Source organism: Propioniciclava soli (assembly GCF_014858005.1).
Classification (GTDB): domain Bacteria; phylum Actinomycetota; class Actinomycetes; order Propionibacteriales; family Propionibacteriaceae; genus Propioniciclava; species Propioniciclava soli.
Genome location: NZ_JACYOT010000018.1, coordinates 32344 through 50934, shown reverse-complemented (window position 1 = coordinate 50934; position 18591 = coordinate 32344). Strand labels below are relative to the sequence as shown.

The window sequence follows — 18591 nt, the reverse complement described above, 5'->3', positions numbered from 1 at the left end:
AAGGGAGTTTCCAGACATGCCCAACACGCACCCGACCCCCGTCCGGCTCGAGGCGAAGGACGCGCCCAACCAGCCCCCGGTGACCCCGGAGCTGGTCGAGCTCTACCGCGGCTTCTCCGAGGAGATGCTGATTCCGCTGTGGTACGAGATCGGCGACCTCATGCCGTTCCACCCGATGAGCAAGGCCGCGCCCCACCTGTGGCGGTGGCAGAACCTCATCAAGCTGGCCGAGAAGGCCGGCGAGATCGTCGCGGTCGGCCGCGGCGGCGAGCGCCGGGCGATCGCCCTGGCCAACCCGACCCTCGGCGGACGCCCGTACGCCACCCCGACGCTGTGGGCCGCCATCCAGTACCTGTGCCCCGAGGAGATCGCCCCCTACCACCGCCACACCCAGAACGCCTTCCGGTTCGTCGTGGAGGGTGAGGGCGTCTGGACGGTCGTCAACTCCGACCCGGTGCCGATGCGCCGCGGCGACTTCCTGCCCCAGGGCGGCTGGGCGTGGCACGCCCACCAGAACCCCTCTCAGCACTCGATGGCGTGGATCGACGGCCTCGACATCCCGTTCCAGTACGAGATCGAGTCGACCTTCTTCGAGTTCGGCCCCGAGGAGCTGGACGCCCTCGAGACCCCGGACGTCTCCCGCGCCGAGATGCTGTGGGGACGCCCCGGCCTCACCCCGCTCAGCTTCGTCGGCCCGACCCCCAAGTCGCCGCTGCTGGCCTACCGGTGGGAATTCACCGACGCCGCCTTGCGTGACCAACTCCAGCTCGAGAAAGCCGGCCACGCGGTGACGGTCGAGCCGGGCCACGCCGCCGTCCGCTACACCAACCCGAACACGGGGCTGGACGTGCTGCCGACGATCCGCACCGAGTTCCACCGGATCGCGGCCGGGAGCGAGACGGCACCGCTGAAGGAGACCGGCTCATCGGTGTTCCAGGTGTTCGACGGGGCCGGCTCGGTCACCATCGGCGACTCCCACTGGAACGTCGAGCGCGGTGACATGTTCGTCGTGCCGAGCTGGGTGCCGTTCTCCGCGCAGGCGGACGCCGGCCAGGACGGCTCCGACTCGGGCCACCTCGACCTGTTCCGATTCTCCGATTGCCCCATCTTCGAGAAGTTGGACCTGGCCCGCGTCGAGGTGGAGAAGAACTGATGAAGCTCGCCACGATACGCACGCCCGACGGCACCCGCGCGGTCCGCGTGGACGCCGACCACCTGATCGACCTCGGCGCAGCCGACCTGGGCGACTTCCTCGCCCGAGACGACTGGGCGGACGCCGCCGCAGCGGCGTCCGCGGTGATCGGCTCGGCGTCCGACGCCGAGTACGCCACCCTCATCGGCCACCCCTCCAAGGTGGTGTGCGTGGGGCTGAACTACGCCACCCACATCACCGAGATGGGACGCCCCCTGCCGGAGCACCCGACGCTGTTCCCGAAATTCGCCGACACCCTCATCGGCGCCCACGACCCGATCGTGCGGCCCGAGGAGACGCAGGAGTTCGACTGGGAGGCCGAGCTGGTCGTCGTCATCGGCAAGCCGGTGCGTCGGGCGTCCGGCGCGGAGGCGGAGGCGGCGATCGCGGGGTTCACCGTGATGAACGACATCACGTGCCGCGACTGGCAGTTCCGCACCCGTGAGTGGACCCAGGGCAAGAACTTCGACTCCACCACCCCGGTCGGCCCCGTGCTGGTGACGCCGGACGAGGTGGGCGGCGTCCGCCCGGCCCTCGCGATCTCCACGGAGGTGGACGGCCAGACCATGCAGTCCGACACCACGGGCGACCTGGTGTTCGACCCGGTGGCGCTGGTGGAGTACGTGTCGACGATGATCCGGCTCAACCCGGGCGATCTCATCGCCTCGGGCACCCCCGGCGGGGTCGGCCACGCCCGCAAACCGCCCGTCTACCTCGCTGCCGGGCAGACGGTGACCTGCACGATCGAGGGCATCGGCTCGGTCTCCAACGAGGTGGTGGCGGGATGAACCGCACCCCGGCCGACGGCCGCCGCTGGGCGGCGCAGGGCACGGACCTCGTCCGGCGTGCCCTGCGCTCACTCGCCCCCGACGACGCCACCCTCGCCGAGCCCAGTGCGCTGCAGGGGTGGAGCCGCAAACACCTCGTGGCCCACGTGGCCGCCAATGCCGAGGCGCTGCGCAACCTCGCCACGTGGGCCCGCACCGGCGTCGAGACGCCGATGTACACCTCACCGGAGCAGCGCAACGCCGACATCGAGGCGGGTGCGCAGCGCTCCGCCGCCGACCTGGTGGCGTGGCTGGACGCCTCCGCCGCGGCGCTGGCGTCCGACTGGGACGCCTTCGACGACGCCACGTGGAGCGCCGAGGTGCGCACCGCGCGGGGGCGGACGCTGCCGGCGTCCGAGACGCCGTGGCTGCGCGCGCGGGAGGTCATGGTGCACGCCGTCGACCTGGGCGGCGACGTGACGTTCGCCGACCTGCCGGCCGACTTCCTGGGCGCGCTCGTGGACGACATCGTCGCCAAGCGCGGCGGCTCGGGCCCTGCGCTGCACGTGGCGCCTACCGATGCCGACCAGCGGTGGGAACTGGCCGGGGACGGCGATCCGGTCACCGTGCGCGGGCCGCTGGCGCAGATCGCGGCGTACCTCGCCGGCCGTGACCACGCCGGCCTCACCACCGACGGCGGCGGCGTCCCCGAGCTGGGGCCCTGGCTGTGAGCCGACCCGAACCACCCGACACGCACGCGTCATCCACGAACGAACACAGGAGGAGTCCATGAGCAACGAAGCCAACTCCCGCACGGCCGCCACCCCTCCGGCCGGTGCGCCGCCCGCCGGGGACGAGACCGCCCGGCGGGAGGGCACCGAGGTCGCCGAGTTCACCTCCGGCCAGCGCGCCGACGTCATCATCATCGGCGGCGGCATCGGCGGGCTCTCCACCGCGGTGAACCTCACCCAGGCCGGGCTGCGCGTCAAGGTGTACGAGCGCCAGCGCGCCTTCGGAGAGGTCGGTGCGGGCATGCAGATCGCGTCGAACTGCACCCGCATCCTCGACCAGATGGGGTTGTTGGAGGAGGCCAAGCGCCTCGGCGTCCTGCCCGAGCGGATGGTGATGCGCGACGCCCTCGACGCCCGGGCGCTGCTGACACTCGACCTGCGGAAAGTCGAGGAACGCTACGGGTACCCCTACATGGTGATCCACCGCTCCGACCTGCACGGCGTCTTCCTGCGCGCGGCCCAGGCGCTCGGCGTGGAGCTGCACGGCGGCGTCCGCTGCGTCGACTACGCCACGACGGCGGTCGGCGCGCGCGTCACGTTCGACGACGGCTCGAGTGACGAGGCCGACGTGGTGATCGCCGCGGACGGGTTGCACTCGATCGCACGCAAGCTGCTGGTCGACGATGAGCCGGTGAACTCCGCCTACGTCGCCTATCGCGGCGCGGTGCCCATCGATCAGGCGCGCGACAACGGGATCGACGAGCAGGCCGTGCAGGTCTACATCGGGCCCGGCTGCCACTTCGTGCAGTACGGCCTGCGTGCCGGGGAGATGTTCAACCAGGTGGCCGTCTTCGAGTCGCCCAAGGCGCTGGCCGGTGAGGAGGACTGGGGCACGCCCGACGAGCTGGACGCCGCCTTCACGGGCACCTGCGCGGCGGTGCAGAAGGGGTTGCCGCTCATGTGGCGCGACCGGTGGTGGCGCATGTTCGACCGCAACCCCATCATGACGTGGGTCACCGGCCGCATCGCGCTGCTCGGCGACGCCGCCCACCCGCCGCTGCAGTACATGGCCCAGGGTGCGATCATGGCGATCGAGGACGGCTGGGTGCTCGGCCAGCACGTGCGGCGCCAGCGGGACGCGTCCGGTGCCGTGGACTGGGACGCCGTGCTGACCGCCTACGACGCGGTGCGGCCGGAGCACTGCCGCCGGATCCTGCAGACCGGCCGGGTCTGGGGAGAGCTCTGGCACCTGCACAATGAGGAGCGCCTGCAGCGCAACGCGGTGCTCGACACGATCGATCCGCACGACTGGGCCTTCACCGACTGGGTGTGGGGGCCGACCGCGCTGGTGCCGGAGGAGGAACCGGAGATGTTCGTCCCGATCCCCCTCGCCTCCGGCCGCACGGCTCAACCGGTCGCCGGCTGACAGACCGGGCAGAACGAGAACCCGCGCTCCTGGGCGCGCGGGCCGGCGTCCAGCTGGGCGATCGGCGTGCCGCACCGGTGGCAGGGACGCCCGACGCGGGCGAAGGCGTGGAACGTCTCTCCGGCCCCCTGCCGGTCGGGGCTGGGCCGGTAGCGCTCCCCGCCGACGGGGGCGCGCGGACCGTTCTGCTCCGAGCCCCGGCCGGTGACGAGGCTGCGCTCCATCAGCACGCGGGCGCGCTCGACGAGCGCGAGCAGGTCGGCGTCGGTGAGCTCGGCCACCGGGGTGAGCGGGTGGCGGCGCTCGGCGAAGAGCGACTCCGCGGCCCACAGGGTGCCGATGCCGGCCAGGTGGCGCTGGTCGAGCAGCGCGGGGCCGAGCGGCCCACCGTCGGCGCGGAGGTTGGCGACGGCGCGCGCGGCGTCCCAGTCGGGGCCGAGCAGGTCGGGCCCGAGATGGCCGACGAGGCGGCGTTCCTCTCCCGTGGGCACGAGGTCGAGCATGCCGAGGCTGGAGCCGGCGGCGGTGACCCTGGTGGTGCCGAGCAGCACCCGGACGCGGTGGCCGGTGGGGCGCTTGGCGCGGGCGGGGGCGACGCGCCACGTTCCGTCCATGCGGAGGTGGGAGTGCAGCGTCCACGTCGCCCCCTGCGGGGAGCGGAGGCGATGCAGGATGTGCTTGCCGCGCGGGATGACCTCGACGGTCGTCCAGCCGCCCAGGTCGGCGGTCGCCAGGCTGGGCCAGCGCACGTCGCTGAGCACCAGGGCATCCCCGGCCAGCGCGTCGTGCAGCCGCCGGGCCGTGCGCCACACCGCATCACCCTCGGGCATCGGGCCTCCTCGGCGCACAGGCTAGCCGCCCGTGGCAGGCTGGGCCCATGGAGCACGTGGAGAAGCTGCCCTGGAGCGCCGGTACCTGGACCACTGCGCCCGTCCGGGCGGACGCCGACGGCGACGCCCTGGTCGTCGAGCCGGCCGAGGGCAGCGACCTGTGGCGCGTCACGTCCTACGGCTTCATCCATGACGACGCGCCGGGGCTGCTCGCCGACCTCCCCGACGGGGCGGCGATGGAGGTGTCGTTCGCGTGGGGTGCCAGCGAGCAGTTCGACCAGGCCGGCGTCCTGCTGCGGGCCGACGCGGAGCACTGGGTGAAGGCCGGCGTCGAGTTCGCCGACGGCCACCTGGGTGTGGGCGCCGTGGTGACGGCCGGCGTCTCGGACTGGTCGGTCGGCCGGGTCGACGGCTGGCAGGGTCGGGAGATCACTGTGCGGGTGAGCCGGTCGGGGGACGCCGTGACCGTGCGCGCACGCTGCACCGACGAGGACTGGCGCCTGGTGCGCGTCGCCCCCATCGACCCGGCGCTGGCCTGGCGGGCCGGGCCGTTCTGCGCCGCCCCGACCCGGGCGGGCCTCACCGTGCGGTTCACCGGCTGGTCACGCGGTGCCGCGGACGCGTCCCTGCACTAGACCCCGCTCAACCGGCTCCAACGTACCCACGTGGCGCAGTTCGGCTTCACCTGGCGCAGGTGAACTCCACGTGGCGCAGCGCAGCTCACCTGGCGGCCCGTGCAAGGGCCTCGAGGTGAGCTCCACTGCGCCACGTGACTCCGGGGTGCGCCACGTGACTCCGGGGTGCGCCACGTGACTCCGGGGTGCGCCACGTGATGCCCGAGCGCGCCACGTGACAATTCATCAGAGATTCTGACGAACACGGACTCCGTGCGCCCAGCCCTCGGGACGCCGGACGCGCCGGAGGTTGCCCACCCCCGTCCGTTCACTCACCCTTCACTGTTTCGTAGGCCACCGCGTCGCTGGAGTTCGTGGACGACTTCTAGCGTCACGGGTGATCCGATCACGCACCGAGCGAAACGAGGAGTCATGGGCCACGATCACGACCACGGTCACACGCACGAGCACGGGCACCACCACGACCACGACCACAGCGGTCACGGCCACCACCATCACCACGAGGAGATCAGCGAGTCGGAGGCGGTCGTCGTCGACCTCGGGATTCCCGACAAGGAGCTGAGCCCCCACCAGCTCGGTCGCCGCGGATTCCTGCGCGCGGCCGGCGTCCTGGGCGCGGGTGCTGCGACGGCGTCCCTGGTCACCGCGAGCGGGGTCGCCACGGCCGCCGCCGAGGAGGCGGACAGCAGCGGGCGCGGCACCAACAACAAGGCCCCCAAGGTCTGGCTCGCCGGCGACCACCACATCCACACCCGCTACTCCTCCGACGGCATGTACCTGGTGGAGGACCAGGTGCAGCACGGCGTCGCCTACGGCCTGGACTGGATGGTCATCACCGACCACGGCAGCGAGCAGCACGTCCGCATCGGCGTCGAGAACGTCAACCCCGAGATCCAGGCCTCCCGCAAGCGCCACCCGAATGCCTTCATCTTCCAGGGCCTCGAGTGGAACATTCCCGCCGCCGAGCACGGCACCGTGATCGTCCACCCGGGCCAGCACGAGGTCTCGGTGATGCGGCGGTTCGAGGAGGGTTTCGACGGCCGCGTCCGCTCCGCCACGGGCAACACGCCCGCGAACGAGGCGCTGGCGCGCGACGGCATCATGTTCCTGTCCGACTCGGTCAAGCGCAAGCAGATCGACGACGCCCTCTTCCTGGCCAACCACCCCGCCCGCAACGGCATCGACTCCCCCCACGAGGTGCGCGGCTGGCGGGACACCGACCCGAGCATCGCGGTCGGCTGGGAGGGTGCGCCGGGTCACCAGGCGGCCGGCATCTCCACCACGCAGCTGGGCCCGGGCTCGGCCCGCGGTTACTACGGCAACGCGCCGGGCGCGAACTCGTTCGCCGGCTACCCGCTGGAGTCCTACCGCACGTGGGGTGGCTTCGACTTCTACACCGCCACCGTCGGTGGGTTGTGGGATTCGATGCTCGCCGAGGGCAAGCACTGGGGCATCTCGGCGAATTCCGACAGCCACAGCAACTACCTCGACACCGCCCAGCGCGGCGCCGGGAGCGATTTCAACGCCAAGGGCTTCTACAACGCGCCGGAGTACTCCGGCTCGCCGAACACCAGCGCGGGCGACTACTGGCCGGGCTTCTACAGCCGCACCGTGGTGGGCGCGAACAAGGCCAGCTACGCCAACGTCATGACCGGGCTGCGCAACCACTGCGTGTGGGTCGACCACGGCCGGCTGCTGGAGTCGCTCGACGTGCGGGTGCGCCTCAACAACCAGGAGGCCCACCTCGGCGGTGTGCTCACGGCCAGGCGTGGCCAGCGCGCGCAGCTCGTCGTCCGCATCGTGCCGGCGCAGTTCCCCAACTGGGCCACGTTCGTGCCGAAGCTGGCCAAGGTCGACGTCATCCAGGGCCGGGTCACCGGGCCGGTGTCGGACGCCGACACGCTCCACACCCCCGAGACCAAGGTCGTCCAGACCTGGGACGTGACGGGCCGCACCGACGTCATCGAGCTCACCTACGACCTCGGCGAGGTCGGCGACACGGGCTTCTACGTGCGCCTGCGCGGTTCGGACGGCAAGCGCACCCAGGCCGGCTTCTACGGCAGCTCGGTGGACGCCACCGGCCCGGCCATCGACGTCGTCGGTGACGCCAACCCGTGGCAGGACCTGTGGTTCTACACCAACGCGATCTTCGTGCTGCCTCGCCGGTGACACGTCGCGTCGGAGTCGACCAGGGCGTCAGCGACGCCCTCGACGCCGAGCCCGCGCTCCGGGCCGCCTGCGGGCGGCTCGCCGAGCGCGGGCTCGCGCCCGTCTGGGTGGTCACCCACGTCGTCACCGACGGTGACGGCGCCCACATCGCCTACACCCTCGATCTTCCGGACGTCGCCTCCTCGGACGCGGCCCCCTCGGACGCCGACCTGGCCGCCCTCGTCGCGGCGGCGTTCGCTCCGGACGCCTCGGGCCCGGCCCACGCGCACGACCACGCACTCCCCGGCCCCGCCGCGGTCGTCGTGGGCGGGGCGAGCGCGGGGGCGTCCGCCGGCTTCCACGGGGCCGCGCTGGCGCTCGAGGCGCGGGCGTCCGGCACCGCGGGGCGCGCGGTGGTCTACCCCGGGGTGGACGCCCTGAGGGGTGTCGTTCCGGTCGCGCAGGTCACCGACGCCTCCGCCATCGACGCGGTCAGTTCGCTCGGCGGGGCGTTCACCCCCGAGACGCCGTTGCAGACGCGCAACCATGTCCGGCCGTATCTGCAGGGTGGCCGCTGGGTGCTGGCCGTCCAGCCCGCGATCGGGGGCACGCTGGTGCCGTTCGAGGATCCGGCTCCGAAGCGCTGCTGCCAGGACAAGTGAACCCCAGGACGCCGCGGGCGTCACTCCCCGGCCCGGGCCACTACTCCGTCGGGAACCCGGCCAGACCCAAGAGGTGCTCGTCGAAGTAGTGCTCGCGGGTGAAGCGGGCAAGCACGGCCTCGCGGGCCCGCTGGCCGAGGGCCCGGTAGTGCTCGGCGCGGGCCGGATCCATCGCGTCGGCCACGGCGGCCCGCAGCGCGTCGGGGTCGGCGTCGACGACCACGCCGGTCACTCCGTCCTCGATGTAGTCGCGCACCCCGATGCTGTCGGTGACCACCACGGGCTTCTCGAGCAGCATCGCGTTGAGGTAGGTCTGCTGGCCGGCGGAGCGTCCGTCCGCATCGTCGAGGGGCACCACGACGACGCGCGCCTCCGCCAGGAGGCGGACGAACTCCTCGTGGGGGACGGGCCCGCAGCGCAGGCTCGGGCTGGGCCGACGCGGCTCCCACCGGGAGGCGACCACGGTGGTGAAGGGGGCATCGCCCAACGCCTCCTCCAGCAGGTCGTGGCGGCGCTGGGAGTTGCCGCCGGCGAACGCGTGATCGCCGTACCGCCGTGGGGTGTCCGGATCCACGGTGCTGGGGAAGGGGGTGAACACCACCCGCTCCGGGTCGACGCGCCAGCGGCGGGGAAACTCCTGCGCCTCGGCACGGCTCAGCACCGCGTAGGTCACGTGCGGGCCGTCCAGCGCGCGCACGAGCGACCGGTGCAGCGCGGGCAGCAGCGGCGCGAGCAACGGCCACCGGCGCGCGAGCGTCGCGCTGCCCTCGGCCCAGGTGCAGTCGGTGAGGATTACGCGCGGCCGGGGACGCCGCCAGCGCAGCAACGCGGCCAGCACGAGATCGCGGTAGCGCTTGGCCAGGGGCACGGACCCCAACAGGATGACGGTGTCGTACCCGCGGGTTCCGCGCCACAGGGACGCCAGATCCGCCAGCCCACCCTTGCCCTCGACGAGGCCGTCGGAGTGCACCACCTGGTTCCACCGGGGTGCCTCGCTGACCATGGTGCTCGCGATCGGTTTGCGGTCACGGGGACGATCAGCCATGGCCTCCAGACTAGGGGGTCGGCCGCCACGGGCACCGCCCCGGCTCGGTAGGGTCGAACCCAGGAGGTGCCATGAAGCACATCGAAGAGATCTCCCCCGGCTCGGGGATGCGCGTCGCCCCCCGCTCGGAGCTGAGCAGCACGGCTGAGCGCATCGACCTGGGCGGGGCCTGGCGGTTCCGCCACTCGGCCACGCCCGCCCAGGCGGCGGCGCTGGCGTCCAACCCCGGGGTGTACGACGCAGGCTGGGACACCATCGACGTCCCCTCCCACTGGGTGCTGCGCGGAGAGGGGAGCTACGGGCGTCCGGCGTACAACAACGTGCTCTACCCCTTCCCGCTCGACCCGCCACACGTGCCGGACGCCAACCCCACCGGCGACCACTGGCGCACCTTCGACCTGCCCGCGGCCTGGTTGGACGACGGCCGCGTGGTGCTGCGGTTCGACGGCATCGAGTCGATCGGGGTCGTAACGCTGAACGACGTCGAGGTCGGCGTCGTGCGCGGCAGCCGGCTGCGGCAGGAGCTCGACGTGACCGACGCCGTCCGCCCCGGTGAGAACACCCTCCACGTGCGCGTGCACCAGTGGTCGGCGATGACCTACGTGGAGGACCAGGACCAGTGGTGGCTGCCCGGCATCTTCCGCGAGGTGACGCTGCTGCACCGGCCCGCCGGCGGCATCGACGACGTGTGGCTCCGCGCCGATGTCGACCCCGCCACCGGACGCGGCACGCTGACCCCCGAACTGCGCGCCACCGGCCCGGTGCGGATCACCTGCCCCGAGCTCGGCCTGGACGCCACGGTGGACGCCGACGCGCCAGGCACGATCGCCGTGGGCGAGGTCGAGCCTTGGAGCGCCGACGTGCCGCGGCTGTACACGGTCACCGTCGCCAACGAGGTGGAGTCGATCGAGCTGCGCGTCGGGTTCCGTCGCGTCCAGATCGACGGCGATGCCTGGCTGGTCAACGGCCGCCGCGTCCGGCTGCGCGGGGTGAACCGGCACGACTTCGACCCCGTGAACGGCCGCGTCGTCGACCCCGCCGAGCTGCGCCGCCAACTCGAGCTGATGAAGCGGTACAACGTCAACGCGATCCGCACCAGCCACTACCCGCCGCACCCCACGCTGCTCGCCCTGGCCGACGAGCTGGGGTTCTGGGTGATCGACGAGTGCGACATCGAGACCCACGGCTTCGTCGCCGCCGGCTGGCAGGGCAACCCGTCGGACGACCCCGCCTGGCGCGACGTGTACCTCGACCGCGCCGAGCGCATGCTCGAGCGCGACAAGAACCACGCCTGCATCATCGCGTGGTCGCTCGGCAACGAGGCCGGCGTGGGCGGCAACTTGGCGGCGATGGCGGCCTGGCTGCGGCGCCGCGACCCGTCGCGTCCGATCCACTACGAGGGCGACCACGACGACCTCGTGCCCGACGTGGTCTCCCGCATGTACGCGCCCCTGGAGGAGCTGCGCCGCCTGACGGTGGCGCGCGCGGGGCGTCCGATCATGCTGTGCGAGTACGTGCACGCCATGGGCAACGGTGCCGGCGGCGTGGCCGAGTACGAGGAGGTGTTCGACGCCCACCCGGCGATCCACGGCGGTTTCGTGTGGGAGTGGCGCGATCACGGCCTGCTCACCCACACCGCGGACGGGACGCCGTTCCACGGTTACGGTGGCGACTTTGGCGAGGAGTTCCACGACGGCAGCTTCGTGTGCGACGGCCTGCTGCTCGCCGACGGGACGCCCTCCCCCGCGCTCGCGGAGTTCGCCGCCGTTGTCACGCCCATCAAGGTGAACGTCGGCACCGGCGCCGTGACCGTCGAGAACCGTCGCCACGACGGCGACACCGCGGACCTCACGTTCGCTTGGGACCACGAGGTGGACGGTCACGTCGTCGCGTCCGGCACCCTCAACGTGCCGCCGGTGCTTGCGGGGGCGGAGGCGTCCGCCGCGCTGCCCGACCTCTCCCTGGACGCCCCCGGCGAGCACTGGCTCACCGTGCGCGCCGAGCTGGCCGCCGCCGCCCCGTGGGCCGACGCCGGCCACGTGGTGACCTCCGCGCAGCGCCAGCTCCGCGAGGCCACAGCACCCGCGCCCGGCGCCACCTCCGCCGAGCCGGGGGTGGCGACGGCGTCGGGCTACACCCTGGGCGAGGCGACGTTCGATGAATCCGGACGCCTGACCTCCCTCGGCGGGCTCGCCCTGACCGGCGGCCAGCTGACGCTGTGGCGGGCACCCACCGAGAACGATCTGCTCAGCGGCTTCGGCTCCTACGAGCTGGGCGCACCGGAGGAGACCGGCGGGCTCGGCGCCCCCGGCCCCTCTTCGGCCGCGCGCTGGCGCGAGGCGGGGCTCGACCGGCTGCAGCACCGCGTCCTGGCCGCCGACGCCGACGCTGACGGCCTCCTCGTGCGCACGCTCGTGGCTCCGGCCGGCATCGCCCAGCACGTCGTGGTGGAGCAGCGCTGGGCCTGGACCGACGGCGCACTGACCTGCGCGGTGGACGTCACGCCCTCCACGGGGTGGGATCGCACGTGGCCCCGCATCGGCCTGGCCTTCGAGCTGCCGCTGGGCCACGGCCGTGCCGCCTGGTTCGGCACCGGACCGCACGAGAACTACCCCGACAGCGACGCCGCGGCGCGCGTGGGTCGGTTCGAGGCGGACGTCGCCGAGCTGACGGTGCCCTACGCGGTGCCGCAGGAATCCGGGCACCGGGCCGGCCTGCGCGAGCTGACGCTGACGGGCGAGGGCGTGCCCCCGCTCACGGTCACGACCACGCCGGTTGCGGGTCACCGCGTCGGGTTCACCGTCGGCCTCCACAGCGCGGCCGAGCTGGCCGCCGCGGCGCACCCGCACGAGCTGCCGCCGCCGCAGGCCACGCACCTGGTGCTGGATCTCGCCCAGCACGGCCTGGGGTCCCGCTCGTGCGGGCCCGACGTCCGGCCCCGGTTCGCGCTCTGGCCGCGGCCGGCGTCCGCGTCGTTCGCGTTGCGCGTCGGCTGAGCGGCGCCCGGCCCCCGCTCAGCGGTTGCGGCGCGCCAGCGACGCCGACAGCGCCGTGGCGAACCCGCACCAGGCGGTGTAGGCACCCAGCGCGGCCGCCTTGCCCCAACCCGCGGGGGCGGCCCGGCGCGTGAGGTCGGCCGACGACGCGGCGAGCGCCGCCGCGCCCGCAGTGGCCAGCGGCAGGTTGTGGGCGCGGAAGAACAGCCCGCTCCAGGCGGCGTTCAGCACCAGGTTCCCCGCGAGCGCCCACCCGAACGCCTCGGATGCCTCGTGCTCGTCGTCCTCGGCCAGGTCGGCCACGGTGGCCGTGCCCGCCACGGCGATCAGCCCGTACAGCGCGCTCCACACCAGCGGGAACGCCACGTTCGGCGGCTGCCAGTCCGGCTTGTCGAGCCGGCGGAACCACCGGCTGTCCGGATTGCTCAGCACCGAGCCGACCACCGCGGTGGCGGCCACGCCCAGCACGACCCGGCCCGCCGTCCGGCCCCAGCGGTGGGGGTCGAGATCGCGGGTTGCGCGGCGGATCGCGGCGTCGTAGCCGGTCAGCCCACCCTCCGGCTCGCCGAGCAGGCGGCGGGCGTCCGCGATGTCGCCCACCGCGTCGTGGGTGAGGCTGCCCACCAGCGGACGCGCGATGGCGGCGTCCACGGGTGAGATGAAACCGACCCAGTACGACGCGAGTTCCGGCGTCAGCACCGGCACGGTGCCGATCCGGCGCCGGTGCAGCCGCACGACCCGGGCGTAGCGACGCATCATGTCGGAGTACGTCAACACCTCGTCCATGCCGATGTCGATGGGGCGGGACTCCTCGGCCGGCAGGTCCGCGGCGCGCAGCAGGTAGAACAGCGCGTCGTCGACGGCGATCGGGCGGATGTGGTTGTTCAGCCAGCGCGGCCCGAACGCCGCGGGCAGCCGCTCGGTGAGGTGGCGCAGCATGTCGAAGGACGCCGAACCGTCACCGAGCACGACGCCGGCCTGCAACACCGCGGTCGGCACCCCCGAGGCGAGCAGGATCTCGCCGACCTCCACCCGGGAGGCGAGGTGATCGGACAGCTCCACCCCGTCCGGGTGCAGCCCGCTGAGGTACACGAGGCGTCCCACCTCGGCCGCCGCCGCGGCGTCGGCGAAGGTGTGGGCCAGCAAGCGATCGCGCTCGGCGAAGTTGCCGTCGGAGTCCATCGAGTGCAGCAGGTAGTAGGCGACGTCGACCCCCTCGACGGCGCGGCGGACGTCCTCGGCCTCGGAGGCGTCGCCCTGGACGACCTCGACGCGGTCACGCCAGTCGTCGTTCAGCTTGCCGGGCGTACGGGCCAGCACGCGGACGCGGAAGCCGGCGTCCAACAGCTTCGGCACGAGGAGGGCGCCGATCGAGCCGGAGGCGCCCGTGACGAGCGCGAGGCGGGATTCGGTCGTGGTGGGTTCGGTCATGGGTTCAGACTCCTGTCGAGAACACCAGGGGCAGGGCGAACAGCATGCCCAGCGACCAGGTGAGGTGGCTGACGATCGGCCCCAACACCCCGCCTGTCACGCGGCGCTGCGCGCCGGTGAGCAGGCCGAGGCAGGCGGCCGCGAACGTGAGCAGCGGCACCCCGGAGAACAGGGTGGACGCCGCGTAGAGCACCGTCGATCCGGCGAGGTTCCACCGCCGGTCCAGGGCGGCATAGGTCGCGCCGCGGAAGAAGAGTTCCTCGGCGATGCCGTTGATCGCCGTCACGAGCGCGACGATCCACAGCGAGCCGAAGCGCGCGTGGTCGAGCAGCCCCTCCACCGGCCCGCGGAGCACCGGGATGCGGCTGACGACGAACGCCCCCAGCACGAAGATGCCGAGCAGGGCCGCGCCGAGGAGAAAGCCCTGCAGCACCGCACGGCTCTGCCCCCCGGAGCGGGTGTGCGCCCGGCCGAGGTGGAGGCGTCCGGACGCGAACGCCCCGACCGCCCAGATCGCCGCGATGCCCAGCGTCGCCGGGTAGAACAGCGGATCACCGGGGCGGATCGCCAGCGCCGCGCCGAGCGCGAGCGCCCCGGCGATGGCCGTGACGGTGACGACGATGCGGCGGCGTCGGAGCTGCGCGGTGGTTTCGGTGTGGTCGCGCTCGACCGGGTGCAGCAGTGCGGCGTCCACGAACGCGCGCACCTCACCGACGAGTCCGCCCGGGCCCAGCAGGCCGTCGCGTTGGGGGTCAGCCATTGATGCGGTCCTGCCGGAGGGGCCCGGCGTCCTGCCAGACCACGTTGCGCGCCAGCGGCCACTGGTGGGAGCCGGATTCGAGGATGTGCATGAAGTACCCGGCGGTGTTCGGCAGCGCGACGATGTCGCCCGGCGCGATGCCCGGCGCGGTGAGCCGCCGCTGCAGGATCAGCTCGTTCTCGATGCAATAGGCCCCGACGAGGAAGCCGGTGAAGGGCGCGTCGGCGCCCGACCAGGTGACCAGCTCGGGATCCACGAGGAAGTCGTCGGAGGTGGTGCGGCACTGCGTCCGGTTCATCTCGACGCCGATGAGGCCGACGCCGTCGCTGCGCTGTTTGGTGAACGCCACCCGCGCCAGGGTCAGACCGCAGCCGTCCAGCAGCGCGCGGCCCGGCTCGAGGTGCAGGCTCAGCCGCCGGCCCGCGAGCGCCTGGGCCACCGATCCCTCACCACGCCGGGCGGGCGCGTCGAGCACCGCGGTCAACCAGGCCCGCCGCGTGGGCTGCTGGTGGTAGGGGTAGACGGTGGTGAGCGGGTGACCGTTCCAGGTCAGCGGCTCCGCCTCGCCGGCGACGGCCGCGCGCTGGGCCTCCCAGAACGTCTCCCACTCCTGCGCGTCATCCAGGTAACTCATGGGGACGCCGCCGCCCGCGTCCACGAACCACGGGCGGTGGCCGCGGTCGCGCAGGGCGTCCACGAGGTCGCACGCCGCGACGATGCCGGTGACGCGCTCGGCCGCGCTGTAGCCGTTGAGGTGGAAGTGGACGCCGGTCACGTCCACGCCGTCGAGATCGGCGCCCAGCCACCGGTCGGCCAGTTCTCCGAATCGGGTGGGGGCGACGCCGGAGCTGGGCGGCAGCGCGAGCCGCAACGCGACGGGCGGGCGGACGCCGCGCCCCCCGGCCGAGGTGGCTGCGGCCAGCGCGGTGAGCTCGGCGAGTTCGCCGAGGTGGTCGAGCGACACCGTCACGCCGTGGGTCAGGGCAAGGGAGAGCAGGGCACGGTTCTTGATGGCCGCCGACACGATGATCCGCTCGGGCCGGACGCCGGCGTCCAGCACCTGGGCCAGTTCGGCCTCGCTGGCCACGTCGACGCCCAACCCGGCGCGGGCTGCGGCGTCGACGAAGCAGAGCGCCTTGTTGGCCTTGCGGGCGAAGAACAGCTGGATCTCCAGGTCGCGCACCGGGCCCAGCGACGTCAGCTCCGCAGCGTTGCGGGTCAGCGGCTCGGGGTTCAGCACGTTGACCGGCGAGCCGTGCTCGGCGACGATCGCGGCCACGCGCTCGGGGTCGGCGAGCAGGGCACGCATCCACGGTTCCCAACGGGGGGTCAGCGGGGGCTGCCCCTGCAACGTCACGGTCTCAGGCATCGCGGCTCACCTTCTCGGCCCAACGGGGCACCACGTCATGAAGGGTACGGGACAGGGTGTCGTTGCCGATCACCACGTCTTCGGTGCTGCGGCCCACCGCGGCCAACCCCGGCCAACCGGGGACGCCGCCGTCTGGCCCGACGCGCAACCCCCGGCGGCCGGAGGCGAGGCGTCCGATGCCGCGGCCGACGAGGGCGGCGGTCAGGCTGCCGGGCACCACGCCGGGGGGCGCGATCACGGCGTCCACCCGGGCCTCGGCGGCGGGCTCGGTGCGCGACGGCGGGGCGAGGACGCCGGCGTCCACCAGCGCCAGCACCTTGGCGGCGTTCACCGGCGGTGGCCCGAACGCGACGCGCTCGAGGGTGGCGGCGAGCGCGGCGAAGGTGGCCCACTCCCCCGCCGGGCAGCGCTCGAAGGACAGCGAGGCGATGATCGCCGGGTACAGGTCCCGGAACGCCTGCCCCACCGCCCACGGCGCGTGCGGACGCTCCTCGCCGCGCACCACGGCCAGCGAGCGGCGCAGGTCGGCGACCGGATCGGCGCTGCCGTCGGTGCCGGCCAGCACGGCGGCCACGTCACCGCTGCCGCCGGCCTGCCGCAGGTACGCCTGGGCCGTGACGCGCACCGCCTCGGCGACACACCGGGCGCTGCCGGGGGTGCTGGCGATCGCGCCGGCGCCCGCCGCGCGGGGCTCCGCGAGGTCCAGGGCAGCCAGGGGTCCGTCCGGTTCCGGCTTGGGCTCCATGAAGCGGCCGTGCCGGCTGAACGGCACGATGGTGGGCTCGGCACCGCCGGTCTCGTAGCCGGCGTCGGTGAACCGCCCGCCGCGACCCTCGGTGAGGCTGAGCGCGGCGTCGATGAAGGTCAGCGCGGTGCCGCGCACGGCCACGGGGCGTCCGGCCGGGACGCGCTCGGGCGTGAGCCCGTTGACGGGGAACGCGGGCACCGCGTCGGGGCGGGCGTGGTGCCAGGCGCCGGGCCAGGCGGACTCGTGGCCGGTCGCGAGCAACACCTCGTCGTACAGCTCACCGGCGGCGTCCGGCCCGCCGACGCGCCAACGGCCCTCCTCGGGACGCGGCGCGGTGGCCGCGACCGCGTGGTGGCGGACGTCGAGGCGCTCGGCGACCGCGGCCCAGGCGTGGGCCAGGAAGGCACCCACCAGGGCGCGCGGCGGAAAGGGGTCGAGCTCGGCACCCTCGCCGCGGGCTCGCCGCCAGTCGTCGAACGCACCCAGGCCCGTCCGGACGATCGCGGAGGTGACGTTGAGCCGCAGGTGCCGCGGCTGGTCCACCGCATAGGCCGAGCCGACCCCCGGCGGGCGGGGGTCGAAGACGTCGAGGGTGATGTCGGCGGCGGCGTCCGCCAGGCACTCGGCCGCCCACAACGCGCGCGGGCCGGCACCGAGCACGGCGACCCGCCGGACGCCGCTGCCACGCCCTCCGCCGCCGGCACCGCTCACGGCAACGCGCCCACGTGCTCGGCCACCCAGGCGTCGTCGTAGACCGTGTCGAGGTAGGCGAGACCGGCGTCGTGGAAGATGCCGACCACGTCGGCGTCCCCCACCGCCAGCGTCGTCATCGCGTGGACGACCGCGCCGGCCGAGGCGCCCACGAGCATGCCCTCGGTGCGCGCCAGCAGGCGGCAGCCGGCGACCGCCGCGGCGTCCGAGACGCGGACGACGTCGTCGGGCACCACGCCCTCGGCCAGGCCGGGCACGATCCCCGCGCCGAACCCCGAGAGCAGCCGCTGCCCGCGGCGTCCGCCGAACAGCACGCTGCCCTCGGCGTCGACCGCCACCACCGCGGTGTCGAGCCCCTGCTCGCGCACGTGGGTCAGGCAGCCGCCGATCGTGCCGGTGGTGGACGTGGCGACGACCACCACGTCGGGGGCGCGGCCGAGGTCGCGCACGATTTCGGCCATCGTGCCGTCGGCGTGGGCGCGGAGGGCGGCCCGGTTGGAGTACTGGTCGAGGGAGTACGCGTCGGGCCACCGCTCGCGCAGCTCGGCGACCTTCGCGATGCGCGCAGTGAGCCAGTCGCCGGTGTCGGGGTCGGGCTCGGTCAGCTCGTGGACGGTCGCCCCCAGGGCGCGCATCGTGGCGACCGTCGTGCGGTTGGAGCGCGGGTCGACCACGACGTGCAGGGTCATGCCGTGCCGCACGCAGAGCCGGGCCAGGGCGACACCGAAGTTGCCGGAGCTGGATTCCACGAGCACCGAGCCCGGGCCGATCCGGCCGGACGCCAGCGCGGCGTCCACCATGGCCTGGGCGGAGCGGTCCTTCGCGCTGCCGCCGGGGTTGAACCACTCGAGCTTTCCCCAGGCGCGCACGCCGCGCGGAGTGGGCAGGCGGTCGAGACGGGCCAACGGGGTGTTGCCGATTCTCGCGCGCGTGCCGGTGGGCACGGTCGTCATCGTCCGCCTCGGCCGCTCATGGGGCACATCCTAGCCCGCCGGCCCACCGCAACCCACCCCCGGAAGGGTGGCCGGTGGCCCCGGTTGCTCGTTGTTGGCCCCGGGCCGCGCCACCCCTAGTCAGCGGCCCACGAGCCCGCGCCCGCCCGGCCCGGACGCCGGGCGGGGACGCCGCCGCCCCACCCCG

The 18591-nt window shown here is 73.6% G+C and carries 15 protein-coding genes; 8 read left to right on the top strand and 7 right to left on the bottom strand.

Going from position 1 to position 18591, the window contains the following annotated elements; translation table 11 throughout:
- Positions 1–16 precede the first annotated feature (16 nt).
- Genes IFY26_RS15060 through IFY26_RS15045 form a run of 4 tightly spaced genes read left to right on the top strand, consistent with a single transcriptional unit; the run spans position 17 to position 4116 of the window.
- On the top strand, positions 17–1153 hold the full coding sequence (locus IFY26_RS15060; protein ID WP_232549826.1) for a cupin domain-containing protein: 1137 nt from the start codon (positions 17–19) through the stop codon (positions 1151–1153).
- Positions 1153–1980 (top strand): fumarylacetoacetate hydrolase family protein, encoded by an 828-nt coding sequence (locus IFY26_RS15055; RefSeq protein ID WP_232549825.1) that lies wholly within the window; start codon positions 1153–1155, stop codon positions 1978–1980. The genes IFY26_RS15060 and IFY26_RS15055 overlap by 1 nt, the downstream gene beginning before the upstream one ends.
- Positions 1977–2690 (top strand): maleylpyruvate isomerase family mycothiol-dependent enzyme, encoded by a 714-nt coding sequence (locus IFY26_RS15050; RefSeq protein ID WP_232549824.1) that lies wholly within the window; start codon positions 1977–1979, stop codon positions 2688–2690. The genes IFY26_RS15055 and IFY26_RS15050 overlap by 4 nt, the downstream gene beginning before the upstream one ends.
- 58 nt (positions 2691–2748) lie before the next feature.
- A complete protein-coding gene (locus IFY26_RS15045; protein WP_232549823.1) occupies positions 2749–4116 on the top strand; it encodes an FAD-dependent oxidoreductase in 1368 nt (455 codons plus the stop codon).
- On the opposite strand, the gene IFY26_RS15040 is transcribed toward IFY26_RS15045, so the two are convergent.
- Positions 4098–4946 carry a DNA-formamidopyrimidine glycosylase family protein gene (locus IFY26_RS15040; protein WP_232549822.1) on the bottom strand — a complete coding sequence of 283 codons (849 nt, stop codon included), beginning with the start codon at positions 4944–4946 and terminating at the stop codon, positions 4098–4100. The genes IFY26_RS15045 and IFY26_RS15040 overlap by 19 nt on opposite strands.
- Positions 4947–4993: 47 nt before the next feature.
- On the opposite strand from IFY26_RS15040, the gene IFY26_RS15035 reads away from it, so the two are divergent.
- From IFY26_RS15035 to IFY26_RS15025, 3 genes are all read left to right on the top strand, one after another.
- Positions 4994–5581, top strand: coding sequence for a DUF1349 domain-containing protein (locus IFY26_RS15035; RefSeq protein ID WP_232549821.1), 588 nt, complete (start codon positions 4994–4996; stop codon positions 5579–5581).
- 411 nt (positions 5582–5992) lie between these two features.
- A complete protein-coding gene (locus tag IFY26_RS15030) occupies positions 5993–7750 on the top strand; it encodes a PHP domain-containing protein (protein WP_232549820.1) in 1758 nt (585 codons plus the stop codon).
- Positions 7747–8391 (top strand): hypothetical protein, encoded by a 645-nt coding sequence (locus IFY26_RS15025; protein ID WP_232549819.1) that lies wholly within the window; start codon positions 7747–7749, stop codon positions 8389–8391. The genes IFY26_RS15030 and IFY26_RS15025 overlap by 4 nt, the downstream gene beginning before the upstream one ends.
- 40 nt (positions 8392–8431) lie before the next feature.
- Here IFY26_RS15025 and IFY26_RS15020 read toward each other — a convergent pair whose 3' ends face one another.
- The gene (locus IFY26_RS15020) at positions 8432–9436 is read right to left on the bottom strand and encodes a glycosyltransferase (protein ID WP_232549818.1); all 1005 of its coding nucleotides are present in this window, start codon (positions 9434–9436) and stop codon (positions 8432–8434) included.
- A gap of 71 nt (positions 9437–9507) precedes the next feature.
- On the opposite strand from IFY26_RS15020, the gene IFY26_RS15015 reads away from it, so the two are divergent.
- Entirely contained in the window at positions 9508–12432 is a 2925-nt protein-coding gene (locus IFY26_RS15015) for a glycoside hydrolase family 2 TIM barrel-domain containing protein (RefSeq protein WP_232549817.1), read from the top strand.
- An 18-nt stretch (positions 12433–12450) separates the two neighbouring features.
- Here the strand turns inward: IFY26_RS15015 and IFY26_RS15010 are convergent, their stop codons facing one another.
- The 5 genes from IFY26_RS15010 to IFY26_RS14990 are packed head-to-tail and all read right to left on the bottom strand — an operon-like array spanning position 12451 to position 18404.
- A complete protein-coding gene (locus IFY26_RS15010) occupies positions 12451–13863 on the bottom strand; it encodes a tryptophan-rich sensory protein (protein WP_232549816.1) in 1413 nt (470 codons plus the stop codon).
- 4 nt (positions 13864–13867) lie between these two features.
- Positions 13868–14623 carry a CPBP family intramembrane glutamic endopeptidase gene (locus tag IFY26_RS15005; protein WP_232549815.1) on the bottom strand — a complete coding sequence of 252 codons (756 nt, stop codon included), beginning with the start codon at positions 14621–14623 and terminating at the stop codon, positions 13868–13870.
- Positions 14616–15992 carry a type III PLP-dependent enzyme domain-containing protein gene (locus IFY26_RS15000; protein ID WP_232549814.1) on the bottom strand — a complete coding sequence of 459 codons (1377 nt, stop codon included), beginning with the start codon at positions 15990–15992 and terminating at the stop codon, positions 14616–14618. Before IFY26_RS15000 ends, IFY26_RS15005 begins: the two co-directional genes overlap by 8 nt.
- Complete coding sequence (locus IFY26_RS14995; RefSeq protein ID WP_232549813.1) at positions 15985–17451, bottom strand: FAD/NAD(P)-binding protein; 1467 nt, start codon at positions 17449–17451, stop codon at positions 15985–15987. Before IFY26_RS14995 ends, IFY26_RS15000 begins: the two co-directional genes overlap by 8 nt.
- Positions 17448–18404 (bottom strand): pyridoxal-phosphate dependent enzyme, encoded by a 957-nt coding sequence (locus IFY26_RS14990; protein WP_232549812.1) that lies wholly within the window; start codon positions 18402–18404, stop codon positions 17448–17450. Before IFY26_RS14990 ends, IFY26_RS14995 begins: the two co-directional genes overlap by 4 nt.
- Between the last annotated feature and the right edge of the window lie 187 nt (positions 18405–18591).

Coding starts and splice junctions, on each gene's coding strand:
- IFY26_RS15060 (WP_232549826.1), top strand. CDS start 17: ATGCCCAACACGCACCCGACCCCCGTCCGGCTCGAGGCGAAGGACGCG.
- IFY26_RS15055 (WP_232549825.1), top strand. CDS start 1,153: ATGAAGCTCGCCACGATACGCACGCCCGACGGCACCCGCGCGGTCCGC.
- IFY26_RS15050 (WP_232549824.1), top strand. CDS start 1,977: ATGAACCGCACCCCGGCCGACGGCCGCCGCTGGGCGGCGCAGGGCACG.
- IFY26_RS15045 (WP_232549823.1), top strand. CDS start 2,749: ATGAGCAACGAAGCCAACTCCCGCACGGCCGCCACCCCTCCGGCCGGT.
- IFY26_RS15040 (WP_232549822.1), bottom strand. CDS start 4,946: ATGCCCGAGGGTGATGCGGTGTGGCGCACGGCCCGGCGGCTGCACGAC.
- IFY26_RS15035 (WP_232549821.1), top strand. CDS start 4,994: ATGGAGCACGTGGAGAAGCTGCCCTGGAGCGCCGGTACCTGGACCACT.
- IFY26_RS15030 (WP_232549820.1), top strand. CDS start 5,993: ATGGGCCACGATCACGACCACGGTCACACGCACGAGCACGGGCACCAC.
- IFY26_RS15020 (WP_232549818.1), bottom strand. CDS start 9,436: ATGGCTGATCGTCCCCGTGACCGCAAACCGATCGCGAGCACCATGGTC.
- IFY26_RS15015 (WP_232549817.1), top strand. CDS start 9,508: ATGAAGCACATCGAAGAGATCTCCCCCGGCTCGGGGATGCGCGTCGCC.
- IFY26_RS15010 (WP_232549816.1), bottom strand. CDS start 13,863: ATGACCGAACCCACCACGACCGAATCCCGCCTCGCGCTCGTCACGGGC.
- IFY26_RS15005 (WP_232549815.1), bottom strand. CDS start 14,623: ATGGCTGACCCCCAACGCGACGGCCTGCTGGGCCCGGGCGGACTCGTC.
- IFY26_RS15000 (WP_232549814.1), bottom strand. CDS start 15,992: ATGCCTGAGACCGTGACGTTGCAGGGGCAGCCCCCGCTGACCCCCCGT.
- IFY26_RS14990 (WP_232549812.1), bottom strand. CDS start 18,404: ATGACGACCGTGCCCACCGGCACGCGCGCGAGAATCGGCAACACCCCG.